Source organism: Sulfurovum lithotrophicum (assembly GCF_000987835.1).
Lineage (GTDB): Bacteria > Campylobacterota > Campylobacteria > Campylobacterales > Sulfurovaceae > Sulfurovum > Sulfurovum lithotrophicum.
On record NZ_CP011308.1, the window covers coordinates 1 to 16,266 of the forward strand.

Here is a 16,266-nt window from a genome sequence, read left to right on the forward strand (position 1 = left end):
CCGAAAGTTATTCACATATTGGAAAGAAACAATATATACAATGTGAAAAGAAGGATACCTGGAATGAATATTGGACAAAAAGTACTCTTTGAACTTAAAAAAGAGATCACTGAAACGGAATATGAACGCTATATCAAGAAACTGGTCTATGATACACGCCGTTCCAGAAGCAATATCATCTACTTTAATGCGCCTAATATGCTCGTTGCCAAATGGATAAAGACTAAATACAGTGAGAAACTGGCACACCTTTTTGAGTTGCAGAACGAAGTCAAACCGGACATAGAGATCACCGTGGGAAAACAGACGGAAAAAACAGTCAAAACCACTGCCAAGCAGAGTAGTGAAAAACAGCAGAGCAAAAGTACATACCTGAACCCTTCACTCACTTTTGAGAGTTTCATCGTAGGGCCTTCCAACCAGTTCGCCTATACCACGGCTAAATCGGTAGCGGAAAAACCGGGACAGCTCTACAACCCGCTTTTCCTCTATGGCGGCGTCGGCCTTGGGAAGACCCACCTACTGCAGGCTATAGGAAATTATCACATTGCACTGGGAAAAACCGTTATCTATACCACGCTCGAACAGTTCATGAACTCCTTTACCTCACATCTGCGCTCTCAAACGATGGACCGCTTCAGAGAAAAGTTCAGAGAGTGCGACCTGCTGCTGATAGACGACATACAGTTCCTCAGCAGAAAGGAGCAGACCCAGGAAGAATTCTTCCACACTTTTAACGAACTCTACAATGCCAACAAACAGATCGTTATCACTTCCGACCGCCAGCCCAACAAGATCGCCGGTCTTGTTGACAGACTGAGAAGCCGTTTTGAATGGGGACTTATGGCGGATATTCAGCCTCCGGGACTGGAGACGAAGATCGCCATCATACAGAAAAAATGTGAACTCGACGGAATAGACCTCAATCATGAGATCATCAACTTCATCGCCACACATATGGGAGACAACATCCGCGAAATAGAAGGGACTATCATCAAACTTAATGCTCTTTCCTCCATGTTGAACCAGGAAATCACGCTTGATTTTGCACAAAATGCCATCAAAGACCAGCTCAAAGAGAAAAAAGAAAATGTCACAATCGACGATATCGTCAAGATCGTCTCAAGAGAACTGAACATAAAACCTTCCGATATCAAATCAAAAAAACGAACAAAGAATGTCGTCAATGCAAGAAGAACCGCCATCTATCTGGCCAGAAACCTCACCCCCAATTCCATGCCTCAGATCGCACTTTATTTTGGAATGAAAGACCATACTGCCATTTCACACGCCATGAAAAAGATCAACGAGATCATCGACAATGACGAGAATTTCAAAGTCCTTCTCGAAGAACTCTCCAACAAAATCAATACCGACACGAACAAAGAGTAGAAAGCGCAGTAAATAGGTAATAAAACTTGAATAAAAAAAAGATATAATTTTATAAGTGAAAAAATGTGAATGTTCCCCGAAGGAGCTACACAGTAAAAAACAACGTTCAGACAGGCAGTACAGCGGTTTTTCACATATTCATGTCAAACTACTACTACGTACTAAATTTATTAAAAATAAGGGAAATCTATGAAGATAAGAGCTCAAAAACAGATTATCGAATCGATCCTCATCAACCTACAGCCTTTTTTGGAAAAAAAAGATGCAAGTCAAATCACCTCACACATACTGTTCTCTTCTCAGAATGACAAATGTATCATCAAAGCGACTGACAGCGAAATAGGTCTTCAAATAATAACCGATCATATACTGATCGAATCGGAAGGTTCTTTTACCGCCAATGGTAAAAAACTGCTCGATATTATCAGAATATTAAAAGATGACGAAATTACCATGGAGATACTTGACAATACACTCATTGTCAAACAGAAGCATTCAAAATTCAAACTGCCAACCTTTGATCCCAGTGCTTACCCTACTTTTCCATCTGTTGATGAAAAACCACAGATCACGCTTGATTCACTCAGTCTGATCCAAAACCTCAAAAAAATATCACCCGCTATTGATACGAACAACCCTAAATTTGAGCTCAACGGTGCCCTTATCAATATCAAACATGACTCTACAGATCTTGTCGGTACCGATACAAGAAGACTGGCTATTGCAAGCATCCCCGGGAATAACAGTGAAGAACTTTCCCTGATCGTACCTAAAAAAGCGATCTTGGAAATTCAGAAACTTTTCCTTGACCAGATAGATATCTATTATGACGAAACCAATCTGATCATCACCAATGAGAACTACTTCTTCTATACAAGGCTGATCAACGGGAAATTCCCTGATTACCAAAGAATTATCCCCACAACGGTCAAACACTCTATTACACTGCCTAAAAAAGAGATGATCGATTCGATCAAAATGATCACGACAATCTCCCAGGAGATCAAAATGACACTGCTTTCGGATGCGATCATCTTCAATTCACTCAGTGCTGACAATGTGGAAGCCAAAACGGAGATCGAGATCGAGACCGGACTGAATGAAAAATACGAACTCTCTTTTAACAGTAGATATATACTTGATTTCATTTCACAAATCGATAAAAATGAGTTTCTGCTTGAATTTAATGAACCTTCCCTACCTTTCATTGTGAAAGACGAAAATTTCATTACGATCATCATGCCGATCGTTGCATAAGGAAAATATGGATGAGTGATAAAACAACAAAATATATTTTTGTAACAGGCGGTGTACTGAGTTCTCTGGGTAAAGGGATCACAGCAGCAAGTATAGGAACATTGCTCAAACATACCGGACAGAGAGTAGGTGTACTCAAACTCGATCCCTATATCAATGTGGATCCCGGAACAATGTCACCCCTTGAGCACGGTGAAGTTTTTGTAACCAAAGATGGTGCGGAAACAGACCTTGACCTTGGACATTATGAAAGATTCCTCGATACCTCTTTGACACAGAACAACAACTTTACAACGGGTCTTGTCTACAAAACGGTCATCGAAAATGAGCGTAAAGGTAAATATCTCGGTAAAACGATCCAGGTCGTACCCCATATTGTCAATGAGATCAAAGAACGTATCGTACGCGCAGGCGAAGGGAAAGATATCCTCATCGTAGAGCTTGGCGGTACGACAGGGGATATCGAAGGGCTTCCTTTTCTTGAGACAATCCGCCAGATGAAACATGAATTGGGTAAAAAGACCGTAATCAATGTGCATGTAACACTTCTTCCCTACATCAAAGCGGCAGGTGAGCTCAAGACCAAGCCGACACAGCACTCGGTACAGGAACTCAGACGTATCGGTATTGCACCGCATATGCTGGTGCTGCGTGCAGAAGTACCGGTCAGCAGCGATATCAAGAGGAAGATTGCCTACAGTTGTGATGTGGATGAAGATTCCGTCATTGTAGCGGAGGATGCGGCAACTATTTACCAGGTACCGTTGAATTTCCTACGTCAGGATATTTTGACACCGATCTGCAAACAGCTGGAGCTTGAAAACTGTCAGCCGAAGATGGATGAGTGGACTGATCTGGTACATAAAATCATCATGCCTTCAGAGGAAGTGAAGATTGCTTTTGTAGGTAAATACCTTGACCTCAAAGAATCCTACAAATCATTGACAGAGGCCCTGATCCATGCGGGTGCACATCTCGACAGTCGTGTGAACATCAAATGGGTGGACAGTGAAAAGGTCGAGGAAGATGGTGCGGCGAAGTACCTGAACGATTGTGACGGTATATTGGTCGCCGGTGGCTTCGGTGAGCGTGGCGTGGAAGGAAAGATCCTTTCCATTCAGTATGCACGTGAAGAGAAAATACCATTTTTGGGTATCTGTCTTGGTATGCAGCTTTCCATGGTGGAATTTGCCAGAAACGTACTGGGACTCAAAGAGGCGAATTCGGTCGAGTTCAATGAAGAGACACCGGATCCTGTGATCTATCTGATCGATGAGTTCATCGATGCTGCGGGTGCCAAGCAGATTCGAACGACCACTTCGCCGATGGGCGGTACGCTCAGACTGGGCGAATACGAGTGCGAAACCAAAGAGGGATCGAACCTCAGAAAAGCTTATGACGCACCGGTGATCTATGAGAGACACAGACACCGCTACGAAGCCAATCCGAAATACAGAGAGGCACTCGAAGCCAACGGTATGGATATTACCGGTGAATCGCACGGTCTTATCGAAGCGGTGGAAGTCGTGGACCATCCCTGGTTCCTCGGTGTACAGTTCCACCCTGAATTCACGTCAAGACTGCAGAATGTCAACCCTTCCATTCTAGCATTTGTGCAGGCTTCCATGCAAAACAGAAAATAGATGTATCCATCTGTAACGCTTGAAGCGTTGGATGCAGTTTTGCAAAAACGTTTTAAAGAGGGATTCCTCTCTTTAAAAGACCTCCCCCATCCTTCCACCTTCAAAGATATGGACAGAGCGACGGAGCGCATCGTCAGGGCCATAGAAAACAGAGAGAAGATCACCATCATCGGTGACTATGACGTGGACGGTGTGACTTCCACGACGCTGATGAAACTTTTTTTCGACGAGATCGATTACCCTGTGGAATGGATCATACCCAACCGTTTCAGGGACGGCTACGGCCTCTCGGCCAATATTATTCCCCGTATCAAAGGTACGGACCTCGCCATTACGGTGGACAACGGTATTTCTGCGGTCTATGCGGCACAGCTCTGCAAAGAAGAGGGGATAGAACTGATCATTACCGATCACCATATGCTCGCACCCGAAGTGCCCGAAGCCTATGCTATTATCGACCAGAAGCAGGAAGCATGTTCTTTTCCCTACGAAGAGGTATGCGGTGCACAGATCGCCTGGTATCTGATCGCTTCTCTGAAGAATGCGCTGGGTCTGAAGATCAATATGATGCCTTATATGGAACTGGCAGCCATTGCGATCATTGCAGATGTCATGCCGCTGTGGCACATCAACAGAGCGATGGTGGAACGTGGTATCAAAGCACTGTCCCAAAGCAGCAGGCCTGCCATAAAGGCTTTTATGGAACATATCCAGAAGGAAGAGCTGAGCTCGGAAGATATTGCTTTTTCTTTTGCACCCATACTCAATGCCGCCGGACGCATGGAGGATGCCTCCCATGCCGTGGACTTCCTGACCTCTACCAACATTTACGATGCGAAGGTCAGGCTTGAACGTTTGATAGGATTCAATACAGAGCGAAAAGCGACGGAAGAGGATATCACCCGAAAGGCCCTGCAGAAAGCGGATTGGGAAGATGAGGTGATCATCGTAGCAGGAGAAGGATGGCACGAGGGTGTTGTGGGCATTGTTGCGGCCAGGGTGGCACGTGTCTGTGAAAAGCCCTCTATCATTCTGAGCAGGAACGAGGAAGGGATACTCAAAGGCAGCGGCAGAAGCTACGGAGAGTGTGACCTCTTTGGCATAGTAAACGGCTGCAGGGAAGATCTGGAGAAGTTCGGAGGGCACAAAGCGGCCATTGGTCTCAGTCTGCACGAAACGCATTTTGAAAGCTTCAGAGAGAAGGTCCAGGAATCCTACCGCCAGGGTAATTATGTGAAAGAGGAGATCGATCCCGAAATTGTCGGGGAGCTGCATTTTTCGGAGATCTCTTTTGCACTGACGGAGATGATGCAAAAATATGAACCCTACGGCCACGGAAACACCAGACCCAAGTTCATAAGCAGTGATGTAGAGATACTGCAGGCAGACACGATGGGCAAAGAGGGAGAGCATCTGCGTTTCTCTTTCTCACAGGAGGGGATCATCATGCCGGGAGTGAAATTCAAGACCAAAGAGCATTTTGAAACGGGAGAGAGGGTGAGCATCACCTATACGGTCAATGAGAACCGTTTCAGAGGGAACGTGACCCTGCAGCTGATGATAGACAAAATAAAGAGAAGATAAACATGAAAAAAGAGTTGAAGATATTTATAGCCATTTTTCTGGTGTTGGCACTGGGTATGCACTTCAAAGAGTGCATAGACCACCCGATGGAACATATTGAATCACTGCTCACACAGGGCTGGTTCGGTCTGCACCCTCTTGTCATTACACTGGCCGTCTACCTGCTGTTCGTGATTATACGCGGTATTGTGAGGTTCTTGAAAAGGTAGGTTTTGTCTCACATTTTGTCCCTCATTGAGCATTGGAACATAGAGTATGATAAGAAAGTATATTTAAACCATGATATTAGAGCATACACTCCCACTTTTAGTATGGGAGTGAAAGAAAAAAAAGGGGGAGGGATTAGATAGGAAGTACTCTGATATTTGGATCGAGTTTCTCTTTGAGGATGTTCTCGATGGCAAAAAGTGTACCTGTACTGGCACTTGCACATCCATTACAGGCACCAAGGTATCTGATGTAGATGTCGATGTTCTCTCCGTTGTCCTTGATGTCAAGGATTTCCATATCCCCGCCGTCCATAATGAGCATCTGGCGGATGTTTTCATCTACGGTCTTATCGACCGCTTTGATCTTCTGGACGATGGTCATATCTTTAAATGTTCCTGTTGCTCCGCCTTCGTTTCCAAGGGTGGCAGCCGCTGACATTTTTTCTTTTTCATACTCTTCAAGAAGATCCACAAGATAGATATCCTTTTCTTCGTGTCCGCCGGGTCTGATACATGATTTACAGAAGGCACCCGCTTTGGTGTAGTCTGTGATCTCTTCGACCGTTGTCAGGTCATTCAGGCGGATCACTTCTCTGAGTGTAGAGAGTGATACGCGTGCACATTCACACACGATGACCTCCTCTTCGAAGCTCTCCATGTCTACACCTTTATACTGTGCAGCCGCTTTTTTGATGACATCGTAAGCCATGACCGAACAGTGCATCTTTTGAGGCGGTACGGCAGGAGTATCGGGTGTGTCACGCATCGCTTTTTCCACATCGATGTTGGTGATCTTTACTGCTTCATCAACGGTCTTTCCCTTACAGAGTTCTGCCATTGTATCAGAAGAGGCAATTGCTGTACCACAGCCGAAACTCTTGAACTTTGACTTGAGGATCTTGTCTGTTTTTGGGTCTACAGCCCAGTAGAGACGTACGGCATCACCGCAGCTTTCGGCACCGAAGTCTGCAACGATGAGTTTGGCACCCATCGCTTCAGCCTCTTCTTCCGTGATCTCACCCATATTTTGAGGGTTGTTCATAAGATCCGTTACTTTTTGACTGTACTCATCCCAGATGGTACCGCCTATCAAACTATCCATTCCCATATTTTTTCCTTTATATAATCTTCTTTCTTTTCTTGACAAATGCTGCAAGCTTTGCCATCGTTCTTAACTCTTAACTCTTAACTCTAATGATGTGCATCCAGACCGCTTTCGTGACCTTCCGGCGCATACGAGTAGGTACTTGAGATACCTCTGAGTCTCTCAACAGCTTTTCTGACCACGTCAAGCGTATAGTCCAGTTCTTCCTGCGTCGTATAACGGCTGAGTGAAAAACGGATCGCTGTGTGTGCAAGGTCTTCGGCTGCACCGATAGCTTCCATGACTGAGTTGGCTTCAAGGTCCTCGGAAGCACAGGCAGATCCTGTACTCGCACCAATACCTGCACGGTTGAGGTCCCAGAGCATGGATTCACCCTCGATACCTCTGAACGAGATCAGGATGGTGTTGGGTGTTCTTTTTTCTCTTGGTGTGACCACAAAAGTGTCTTCAATCTTGAGCAGCTCGTCTTCGAAAGTATCTCTCATTTCTCTGACATCTTCCATCTCGTAATCGAGTGAATCGACTGCCTGTTCCATCGCTTTACCCATACCGACGATTCCCGGTACGTTAAGTGTTCCCGAACGGTAACCGCCCATTTGTGAACCGCCGTGAAGCAGTGGTATCAGTTCTTTACCTTTTTTGATGTAGAGCGCGCCGACTCCTTTGGGGCCATGGAACTTGTGTGCAGAAAATGTCAGGTAATCTACATTGAAGGTCTGGACATCTACCGGCAGTTTGCCTATAGCCTGTACGGCATCCGTATGAAAAGGCACATTGTGCTCGGCACAGATCTCTCCGATCTCTTCAACAGGAAAGATCGCTCCTGTCTCATTATTCGCCCACATGACCGATACAAGGGCTGTCTTATCGGTGATTGTATCTCTCACAGTCTGAGCATCGATGATACCTTCATGGTTTATGGGAAGGTACGTTACCTTGCATCCCATACTTTCGATGAACTTTGCCGTAGCGATCACTGAAGGATGTTCCACTTCAGAAATGATGATATGGTTCTTCTTCCCGGTAAGGATCTGTTCGAAGTAGATACTTTTCAGTACCCAGTTGTTGCTCTCTGTCGCGCAGGAAGTGATAACGACACTGTCCTCTTTGGGCGCATGGATACCTGCATAGATCTTTTCCATGGCATCTTTGAGCGCCGGATGTGTTTCGCTGGCAAAAAGGTGCAGCGAGTTTGGGTTTCCGTAGCGCTGTACGAAGTAGGGCTCCATCTCCGCAAATACATGCGGATCAACGATCGTTGTGGCATTGTTGTCCAAATAGACTTTCATTGTGGCTTTCTCCTTTAAAAGGAACGGGTTCCTTTTAAATTCCCCTGAATGAAGCTTCGCCCTTGGCTCAGGTGTCTGAGTGCGATAGTTCATAGGAGGAATCTTGTTTTTTATATATGAAAACGAGTTTCATTTTTAATTAGGAGTAATTTAGTCCTAATTAAAGTTTTCTGCATATTACGTATATTTTCTTAATTTAACATAAAAAAGCAGTTAAAGAGGAGGATTATACTCCTATTTAGGTAAATTGTGATTGATTTTTGGTAAATGTGAATATGATATAATAAATAATGTACATATTTAAAGGAGAAAAAATGGCAACAACGATCAAAGAACACGGTATATCGGTTGCGATCAAACGAAGCAAGAAAAGACTTTTCATAGAACTGGCCATGATCGGCAAACTGACACATGAAGATTACAAGGTATTTGTACCTATGATAGACAAAGCACTCAAAGAGGCCAAAGGGTTAGAAATAGACCTTCTGGTTGATATGAGAAAATTCAAAGGCTGGGAAATGCTGGCTGCCTGGGATGATTTCAAATTCGGTATCAAGCATCGTAACAAATTTGACAAAATGGCTATTGTAGGGAACAAAAAATGGGAAGAGCAGTCAACGGCAATGATGAGCCATATGATGAAAGGAAAATCAAAATTCTTCCTGAAGCGAGGTGAAGCGCTCACCTGGCTGATGAAGTAGATCAGAAATTGGAAGGTGTGGGCGTGTTGATGAGGTTGTAGAACTCGTTACGGGTACGTTCATCACTTTTAAAGAGGCCGCGTAGCGCAGAGCTGACGGTAGTAGAGTTGATCTTCTGTACGCCACGCATCTCCATGCACATATGGCGGGCATGGACCACGACGGCCACACCTTTGGGTTTGATGGTACTAAGAATGGCATCGGCGATCTGTTCTGTCATCTGCTCCTGTATCTGCAGGCGTCTGGCATAGACATTGACGATACGGGGGATCTTCGAAAGGCCGACCACCTTGCCGTCAGGGATGTAAGCTACATGGGCCCGCCCGATAATAGGCAACATATGGTGCTCGCACATAGAGTAGAACTCGATGTCACGCACAAGGACCATTTCATCGTTGCTGGTACTGAAAAGTGCCTGGTTGAGGATCTCTTCAGGGTCTTGCTGATACCCTTCGGTCAGGAATTTCAGGGCTTTTGCCACACGGGCGGGTGTTTTGAGCAGACCCTCGCGCTGTGGGTCCTCCCCCAAAAGTTCCAGTACCTTAGTGACAGCCTCTTCAAATTCTTTTTCTTTGTTCATTATGTATTCCATTATATTTTTTGGGATAGGGTAGATTTATTTTTTATTTTACAATTGTATCCAAATACAAGTTAACAATCTTCTCATCCACCTTCGAGATCGCCAGTTTTCCTATCTTCTCCGGTGTGAAATAATATTCCTGTTCAGGGCTGCTTTCAAAGTAGAGATAAACTCTGCACTTTAGTTTGAAATGGGTATAGGCATGAGATACCTCTCCAATGTATTCGGCTGCGCAGGGAGGTATTTCGACACTTTCAAATCCCCAGAGCCCGTGCAGGAACTTTCCGCTTCTCTGCTGCAGGGAAAGCCTATCGTCGTCGAGGTAGATGACAATGTTCTCTTCCCGTACCGGTACAGTTTTCTTCTTCTTGAGTGGATAGTACTCAGGATTGTTTTTTCCTTTGCAGATATTTTCAAGAGGACAGCGATTGCATTTGGGATCTTTGGGCAGGCAGAGCGTCGCACCGATATCCATCATCGCCTGATTGTAATCAAAAGGATTTTCTTTATCGACCATAGAATAGGCGATTTTCCAGAGTCTCTTCTCATCAGGAGTACGAAGCCTGTGCAGACGGCAGAGAATACGTTTGACGTTGGCTTCCATGACGGGTACAGGCTGGCCAAAAGCAAAAGCGGCAATGGCATGTGCCGTATTTTTTCCTATACCTGGCAGTGCCATGAGTCTGTCGATACTGTCAGGAATTTCCTCTATAAGTCCGGCAGTTTTGTGCAGGTTCTTAGCCCGGTTGTAATAGCCAAGCCCCTCCCACTGTTTCAGTACATCATCCAGAGCTGCACTGCCCAGTGAATGCATGGTGGGAAACGCTTCAAGAAAAGGAAAATAATAGCGCTCAAGCACGGTTTTCACCTGGGTCTGCTGCAGCATGACCTCACTGAGGTAAATGTGGTAGGGATCGGAGGTGGAACGCCAGGGAAGATCGGTTCTTCCTTTTGTTTTATACCATTCTTGTATCTTTGTGTGAGTGCTTTTTAGAGTCGGATTCATGGGCGGATTATAGCCTATATTCGTTTTTTATCAAATTTTAGATAAAATCACGCAATTTATATACTAAAGGATTGTAGTGAAAGTGACAGCAAAGAAGATTGACGATGCCAATGTGGCGGTTCAGGGCAACATTGAGAACAAGGTAGTTGAAGCGAATATCGACAGACTTGCAAAAGAAGCCGGAAAGCAAATGAAAGTCGACGGTTTCAGAAAAGGAAAGGTACCTCCGCATGTTGTAAAAAAGCTGCATGGAGAGAAGCTTCAGCAGGATGCCGAGGGTGATGCGCTCAGATCACTTATTGATCTTGGGGTGAAAGAAGCCGGCATCAATGCAGCAGATATTCTCGGTGAACCGATCTTCAAGAAGTATGATAAAAATGATAACGGTATCGAAGTGGAAATGGAGATCTCTTTGAGACCGACTGTTGAAGCTGAAGGGTATGAGAAGGCGGTGCCTGCTTTTGAAAAACCGGAAGTCACGGAGCAAGAGATAGAAGAGAAACTCGAAGAGGTCGCTGCACAGCAGGCGCCTTACGAGAAGATCAAAAGAAAGAGAATGGTAAGAGACGGCGACATGGTGGTCATCGATTTTGAAGGATTCATTGACGATGAGCCATTCGAAGGCGGCAAAGCGGAGAAGTTCAGCCTCAAGATCGGTTCGGGACAGTTCATCCCGGGCTTTGAAGAGCAGATCATTGGTATGAAGTATGATGAAGAAAAAGATATCGTTGTGACTTTCCCGGAAGAATACCAGTCAGCAGACCTGGCAGGAAAAGAAGCTACATTCAAAGTCAAGCTTCACGAAATTCAGGAGCAGGTACCTGCCGAGCTGAATGATGAACTGGCGCAGAAACTGCTTCAGGATGAAAAAGCGACACTCGATACACTCAAAGAGAAGCTCAAAGAGCAGATTGAAAGAGAAAAAGTCTCTAAACTTTATAATGAAGAACTCAAGCCAAAGCTCATTGAAGCACTGGTAGCACACTTTGATTTCGCGCTTCCGAACAACATCGTTGAGCAGGAGATCGATGCGAAGATCAATGCCAAAGCAAGAGAGATGAGTGAAGAGGAAATCAATGAATTCAAAGAGAATCCTGAAAAAGTTGAAGCACTCCGTGAAGAGGTAAGAAAAGAGGCTGAAAACTCAGTCAAAGCGACATTTATCGTGGATGCTCTTGCAAAAAAAGAGGAAGTAAATGTGGATGACCAGGAAGTATCACAGGCGATCTACTACGAAGCGATGATGAGCGGACAGGATCCACAGCAGGTCATCAAGTACTACCAGGAGAATAATCTTCTTCCGGCAGTGAAAATGGGAATGATCGAAGACAAACTCTTTGGCAAGCTTTTGGGCTTGGAAGAAAAATAATCCTGTAGGGTGCGTAGATACGCACCTTATATCCATTAACTTTTTTAATGTATATTTGAGTTGAGTAGACCGGGTAAACAATCCATTTAACTATATATTAAAATACTAAAAGGTAAAAAATGAGCTATATTCCATATGTTGTAGAACAGACCGGCAGGGGTGAAAGATCGTACGATATCTATTCACGTCTCCTGAAAGACCGTATTATTATGCTGAGCGGCGAGGTAAATGATCAGGTTGCTTCTTCCATTGTGGCGCAGCTGCTTTTCCTTGAAGCACAGGATCCTGATAAAGATATCTACTTCTATATCAACTCTCCGGGCGGTGTGATCACATCTGGACTTAGTATGTTTGATACGATGAACTATATCAAACCCGATATCGTTACGATCTGTATAGGGCAGGCAGCTTCCATGGGTGCTTTTCTGCTTGCGTCCGGGACCAAAGGGAAGCGTTATGCCCTGCCGCATGCACGTATCATGATCCACCAGCCTTCAGGCGGAGCGCAGGGACAATCGACAGACATCCAGATCCAGGCGCAAGAGATACAGAGACTCAAAGATACGCTCAATGAGATTATGGCGGAGAAGACAGGCAAAACAGCCAAAAGAATAGAAAAAGATACCGAAAGGGATAACTTTATGTCATCCAAAGAAGCGGTTGAGTACGGGCTCATTGACAAAGTGCTTACCAAATCGTTCAATTAGGGTCTTTCATGATCAGAGAGATAGTCATTTATCCGGACAAACGTCTGAAAAAGGTATCCAGAGAGGTTGAGACTTTCGATGCTTCCCTGCATGAACTGCTGGACGATATGTACGATACGATGGTTGCCAGAAACGGTGTAGGACTGGCTGCCATTCAGGTAGGGGTCGATCTGCGTGCGCTCATTATCAATGTACCTCTGGAAAAAGAGGAGGGGGAACATGACCAGCCTAAAGAGAATACACTTGAAATGATCAATCCCGTTATCATTGAGATAGATGGAAAAGAGAAGTTCCAGGAGGGTTGCCTCTCCGTCCCAGGTGTCTATGAAGATGTGGAACGTGCTAAACATGTCAGAGTAGAGTACTATGACAGACACGGCGAAAAACATATTATAGAAGATGACGATTTTCTCGCCATTGCGATGCAGCATGAGATCGACCATCTCGACGGGAAAGTGTTTATAGAAAAACTTTCTTTCCTGAAAAGAAAGAAATTTGAAAAAGAGTGGGCTAAAAGACAGAAGGCATAATAGCCCCTGGTCAACATAAAATCAAAAATATGACAATATGACATATTTTAAATCTCCAGTGCCTCTTTATGTCACACTGTCACTATGAATGCAAAAACGCATAGTGGTAATCTTCCACCAAAAACGGGAAAAGTCAAAGTTAAAGAGAAACAGCCGGCCATTGTCAATCACCTGACTTGTGCTACACTGGAGGGTGTGAATGCAAAGGTGATAGAAGTTGAAGCTACATTTACAAAGGGATTGCCCGGTTTTTCCGTGGTCGGTCTGGCTTCCAGTGATATTCAGGAGGCGAAAGAGCGTGTCAAGTCCGCACTGCTTACCAACGAATTTGTGTTTCCTCCTTTAAAAATAACGATCAATCTTTCACCAAGCGATATCAAGAAGAACGGCACCCATTTTGATCTCTCTCTTGCCCTGCTTGTCGCACTGAACAAAAAGGCTTTTGAGGAAGAGGGGCTTTTTGTCTTTGGAGAGCTGGGACTGGACGGCCGTGTGAAGAGTTCTTCCATGCTCTTCCCTCTGATTCTTTCACTCAAAGAGCAGGGGCTTATCAAAAGGGCGATCGTTCCCAAAGAATCCATAAGCTATCTGTGCCATATTTCCGGAGTAGATTTCATCGCTGTAGAAACACTTTCCGAAGCTATTTCTCTGCTGAAAATGGGTGAGTTCAAAGCCAATGTCGAACAGTTCTCCTATGATGCCAAAAGTATTGAGATAGCCGGTATAGACTATTTTTACGAAGAGCGATACGAGAGTGATTTTGCCGAAGTCAAAGGGCAGATGGTTGCCAAGCGGGCTGCGATGATCGCGGCTGCAGGCATGCACAACTTCTTTATGGAAGGTAATCCCGGCTGCGGTAAAAGTATGATCGCCAAACGATTGAAAGACATACTGCCTCCACTGTATGAAGAAGAATTGCTTTCCATCGCAAAACATCAGTTCCTCGACGGACAGACCCCCAACTTTAAAGCGATACGCCCTATGCGATCTCCGCACCATACTGCTACCTCTGCTTCTATTTTTGGAGGCGGTTCCGGACAGGCAAAGATCGGTGAAGTGGCCTTGGCCAATTACGGTATACTTTTTTTCGATGAGATCCCCCACTTTTCCAAAAACGTACTTGAAGCGATGAGGGAACCCCTGCAGGACAAGAAGGTACACATAGCCAGAGTCAATGCAAAGATAGAGTACCAGGCGGATATCATGTTTGTTGCGGCACAGAATCCCTGCCCCTGTGGGAACCTGCTTTCCAAGACAAAAGCCTGTCGATGTTCCGAGGTGGAGATCAAACGCTACCAGAACAGACTCTCCGATCCTTTTCTTGACCGTATCGATCTCTTTGTGGTAATGCAGGAGGTTGATGCTGATGACAAAGGTGATGTTACTTCCAAAGCGATGCATGAAGTGGTCATTGAGGCATTCAAGAAGCAGAAGGAGCGGGGACAGCAGAGATTGAATGGAAAACTGGCTGAGGATGAGATAGAACGTTATTGTCTGCTGAACGAGGCGGCAGGAAAGATACTTGAAGGTGCTATCAGTAAATTTGGGCTCTCGCATAGAAGTATTGCATCAGTAAAAAAAATAGGACGCACCATAGCCGATATCAATGGGCATGAGAAGATAGAGAAGAAAGATATACTTGAAGCGCTGAGTTACAGACGCCGGAAATAGGATGATGTAGCAGGTGTAGGGTGCGTGATTACGCACCCTACGTGTTTTAGAACACTTCTACGATCACTTTAGTGACGACAAATCCGCCAATCACGAGCCAGGCGAACATGCCCAGTGCTGTATAGACCGGTGCTAGCCCAAGCCCTTTGAACTTGGCAAAGATCGTCCCCATACCGAGTGCAGTCATTGCCATGGTAAGCAGGAAGGTATCGATCTGGTTGATGATGTCAACAAGGTTTTGTGGAAGCAGGTGTAGCGAGTTGAAACCGGCGACCATAATGAAGTAGACTGCAAACCATGGAATGACAAGTTTTGTTTTTCCGCTGTGCTCTCCGCCGCTTCTTTTCGCATCCCAGGCAAGATAGAGACCAAGTATGATGAGCATAGGTGCGATCATAATGACACGGGTCATTTTGACGATCACGGCTGCATCGGCCATCTCTTTTGGAGAGCCGGGCACAGAGGCGGGGACCGCGACTACCTGTGCCACTTCATGGATAGTACCGCCTGTATAGATACCGAATTCTCTTGCCGTCATATGCAGGAAACCTGTCGCATGTTCGATAATACCGGTATAGAGCACTGGGTAGAGGAACATGGAGATCGTACCGAAGAGCACGACCATGGATACCGCAACGGCAGTTTTATATTCTTCAGCTTTCAGTACAGGTTCTGTTGCCAGAACGGCAGCAGCTCCACATACGGCAGCTCCGGATGCTGTCAGGATGGAAGTATCTTTTTCCATACCAAAGACCTTGTATCCCAGCCAGGAACCAAAAATAAGGGTAGTCGTCAGCATGGTCAGGGAGACGAAGAATCCATCCGGGCCGACGGCAATGATCTCCTGGAAAGTCAGACGGAAACCGTAAAGCACGATGGCAAAACGAAGGATCTTTTTTGCCGAGAATGTAATGCCGCCATGCCATTCGACAGGTGTCTGGTTATGCAGGGTATTGGCATAAAAGATACCCATGACGATACCGATAACGAGAGGGGAAAGTCCCAGTGCCTTGACCGGTCCGAGACTGGCGATGTAGGTTGCTGCCGCAGCGAATATGGCGACAAACAGGATACCGCTCAGGGTACCCTTACGATTTTCAGGAGAAAAAGCCATTTTGATCCTTTTTTTGTTCAAAAATATTGATAACTATTTTGGAATTCTACTATAATTCTGATACAATATGCAAATCAATATAATACAGAAAGATAATAAATCTTTTAGA

15 protein-coding genes are annotated in these 16,266 nt (G+C 45.1%); 10 read left to right on the forward strand and 5 right to left on the reverse strand.

Going from position 1 to position 16,266, the window contains the following annotated elements; translation table 11 throughout:
• Positions 1 to 63: 63 nt before the first annotated feature.
• From dnaA to YH65_RS00025, 5 genes are all read left to right on the forward strand, one after another.
• Positions 64 to 1,392, forward strand: a complete 1,329-nt coding sequence (dnaA, locus tag YH65_RS00005) for a chromosomal replication initiator protein DnaA (RefSeq protein ID WP_046550085.1) — start codon at positions 64 to 66, stop codon at positions 1,390 to 1,392.
• A gap of 189 nt (positions 1,393 to 1,581) precedes the next feature.
• Positions 1,582 to 2,649 carry a DNA polymerase III subunit beta gene (gene dnaN, locus YH65_RS00010; protein ID WP_046550086.1) on the forward strand — a complete coding sequence of 356 codons (1,068 nt, stop codon included), beginning with the start codon at positions 1,582 to 1,584 and terminating at the stop codon, positions 2,647 to 2,649.
• A gap of 11 nt (positions 2,650 to 2,660) precedes the next feature.
• Entirely contained in the window at positions 2,661 to 4,292 is a 1,632-nt protein-coding gene (locus YH65_RS00015) for a CTP synthase (protein WP_046550087.1), read from the forward strand.
• Positions 4,293 to 5,876 (forward strand): single-stranded-DNA-specific exonuclease RecJ, encoded by a 1,584-nt coding sequence (recJ, locus tag YH65_RS00020; RefSeq protein WP_046550088.1) that lies wholly within the window; start codon positions 4,293 to 4,295, stop codon positions 5,874 to 5,876.
• A 2-nt stretch (positions 5,877 to 5,878) separates the two neighbouring features.
• A complete protein-coding gene (locus YH65_RS00025) occupies positions 5,879 to 6,085 on the forward strand; it encodes a hypothetical protein (protein WP_046550089.1) in 207 nt (68 codons plus the stop codon).
• A 133-nt stretch (positions 6,086 to 6,218) separates the two neighbouring features.
• Here the strand turns inward: YH65_RS00025 and YH65_RS00030 are convergent, their stop codons facing one another.
• Entirely contained in the window at positions 6,219 to 7,193 is a 975-nt protein-coding gene (locus YH65_RS00030) for an iron-sulfur cluster assembly scaffold protein NifU (RefSeq protein WP_046550090.1), read from the reverse strand.
• Positions 7,194 to 7,276: 83 nt separating this feature from the next.
• Positions 7,277 to 8,479 carry a NifS family cysteine desulfurase gene (locus YH65_RS00035; protein WP_046550091.1) on the reverse strand — a complete coding sequence of 401 codons (1,203 nt, stop codon included), beginning with the start codon at positions 8,477 to 8,479 and terminating at the stop codon, positions 7,277 to 7,279.
• Between the two features lie 314 nt (positions 8,480 to 8,793).
• On the opposite strand from YH65_RS00035, the gene YH65_RS00040 reads away from it, so the two are divergent.
• Positions 8,794 to 9,180 (forward strand): SpoIIAA family protein, encoded by a 387-nt coding sequence (locus tag YH65_RS00040; RefSeq protein ID WP_046550092.1) that lies wholly within the window; start codon positions 8,794 to 8,796, stop codon positions 9,178 to 9,180.
• 1 nt (position 9,181) lies between these two features.
• Here the strand turns inward: YH65_RS00040 and folE are convergent, their stop codons facing one another.
• Both folE and YH65_RS00050 read right to left on the reverse strand, forming a co-directional pair.
• On the reverse strand, positions 9,182 to 9,760 hold the full coding sequence (gene folE / locus YH65_RS00045; protein WP_046550093.1) for a GTP cyclohydrolase I FolE: 579 nt from the start codon (positions 9,758 to 9,760) through the stop codon (positions 9,182 to 9,184).
• Positions 9,761 to 9,803: 43 nt separating this feature from the next.
• Entirely contained in the window at positions 9,804 to 10,766 is a 963-nt protein-coding gene (locus YH65_RS00050; RefSeq protein WP_046550094.1) for an A/G-specific adenine glycosylase, read from the reverse strand.
• A 76-nt stretch (positions 10,767 to 10,842) separates the two neighbouring features.
• On the opposite strand from YH65_RS00050, the gene tig reads away from it, so the two are divergent.
• The 4 genes from tig (at position 10,843) to YH65_RS00070 (ending at position 15,043) form a co-directional block, all read left to right on the forward strand.
• Positions 10,843 to 12,135 carry a trigger factor gene (gene tig / locus YH65_RS00055; RefSeq protein WP_046550095.1) on the forward strand — a complete coding sequence of 431 codons (1,293 nt, stop codon included), beginning with the start codon at positions 10,843 to 10,845 and terminating at the stop codon, positions 12,133 to 12,135.
• A gap of 119 nt (positions 12,136 to 12,254) precedes the next feature.
• Positions 12,255 to 12,842 (forward strand): ATP-dependent Clp endopeptidase proteolytic subunit ClpP, encoded by a 588-nt coding sequence (gene clpP, locus YH65_RS00060; protein WP_046550096.1) that lies wholly within the window; start codon positions 12,255 to 12,257, stop codon positions 12,840 to 12,842.
• A gap of 8 nt (positions 12,843 to 12,850) precedes the next feature.
• Positions 12,851 to 13,372, forward strand: a complete 522-nt coding sequence (gene def, locus YH65_RS00065) for a peptide deformylase (RefSeq protein WP_046550097.1) — start codon at positions 12,851 to 12,853, stop codon at positions 13,370 to 13,372.
• Between the two features lie 84 nt (positions 13,373 to 13,456).
• The gene (locus YH65_RS00070; protein WP_084721981.1) at positions 13,457 to 15,043 is read left to right on the forward strand and encodes a YifB family Mg chelatase-like AAA ATPase; all 1,587 of its coding nucleotides are present in this window, start codon (positions 13,457 to 13,459) and stop codon (positions 15,041 to 15,043) included.
• 46 nt (positions 15,044 to 15,089) lie between these two features.
• Here YH65_RS00070 and YH65_RS00075 read toward each other — a convergent pair whose 3' ends face one another.
• A complete protein-coding gene (locus tag YH65_RS00075; RefSeq protein ID WP_046550098.1) occupies positions 15,090 to 16,157 on the reverse strand; it encodes a YeiH family protein in 1,068 nt (355 codons plus the stop codon).
• Positions 16,158 to 16,266 lie beyond the last annotated feature (109 nt).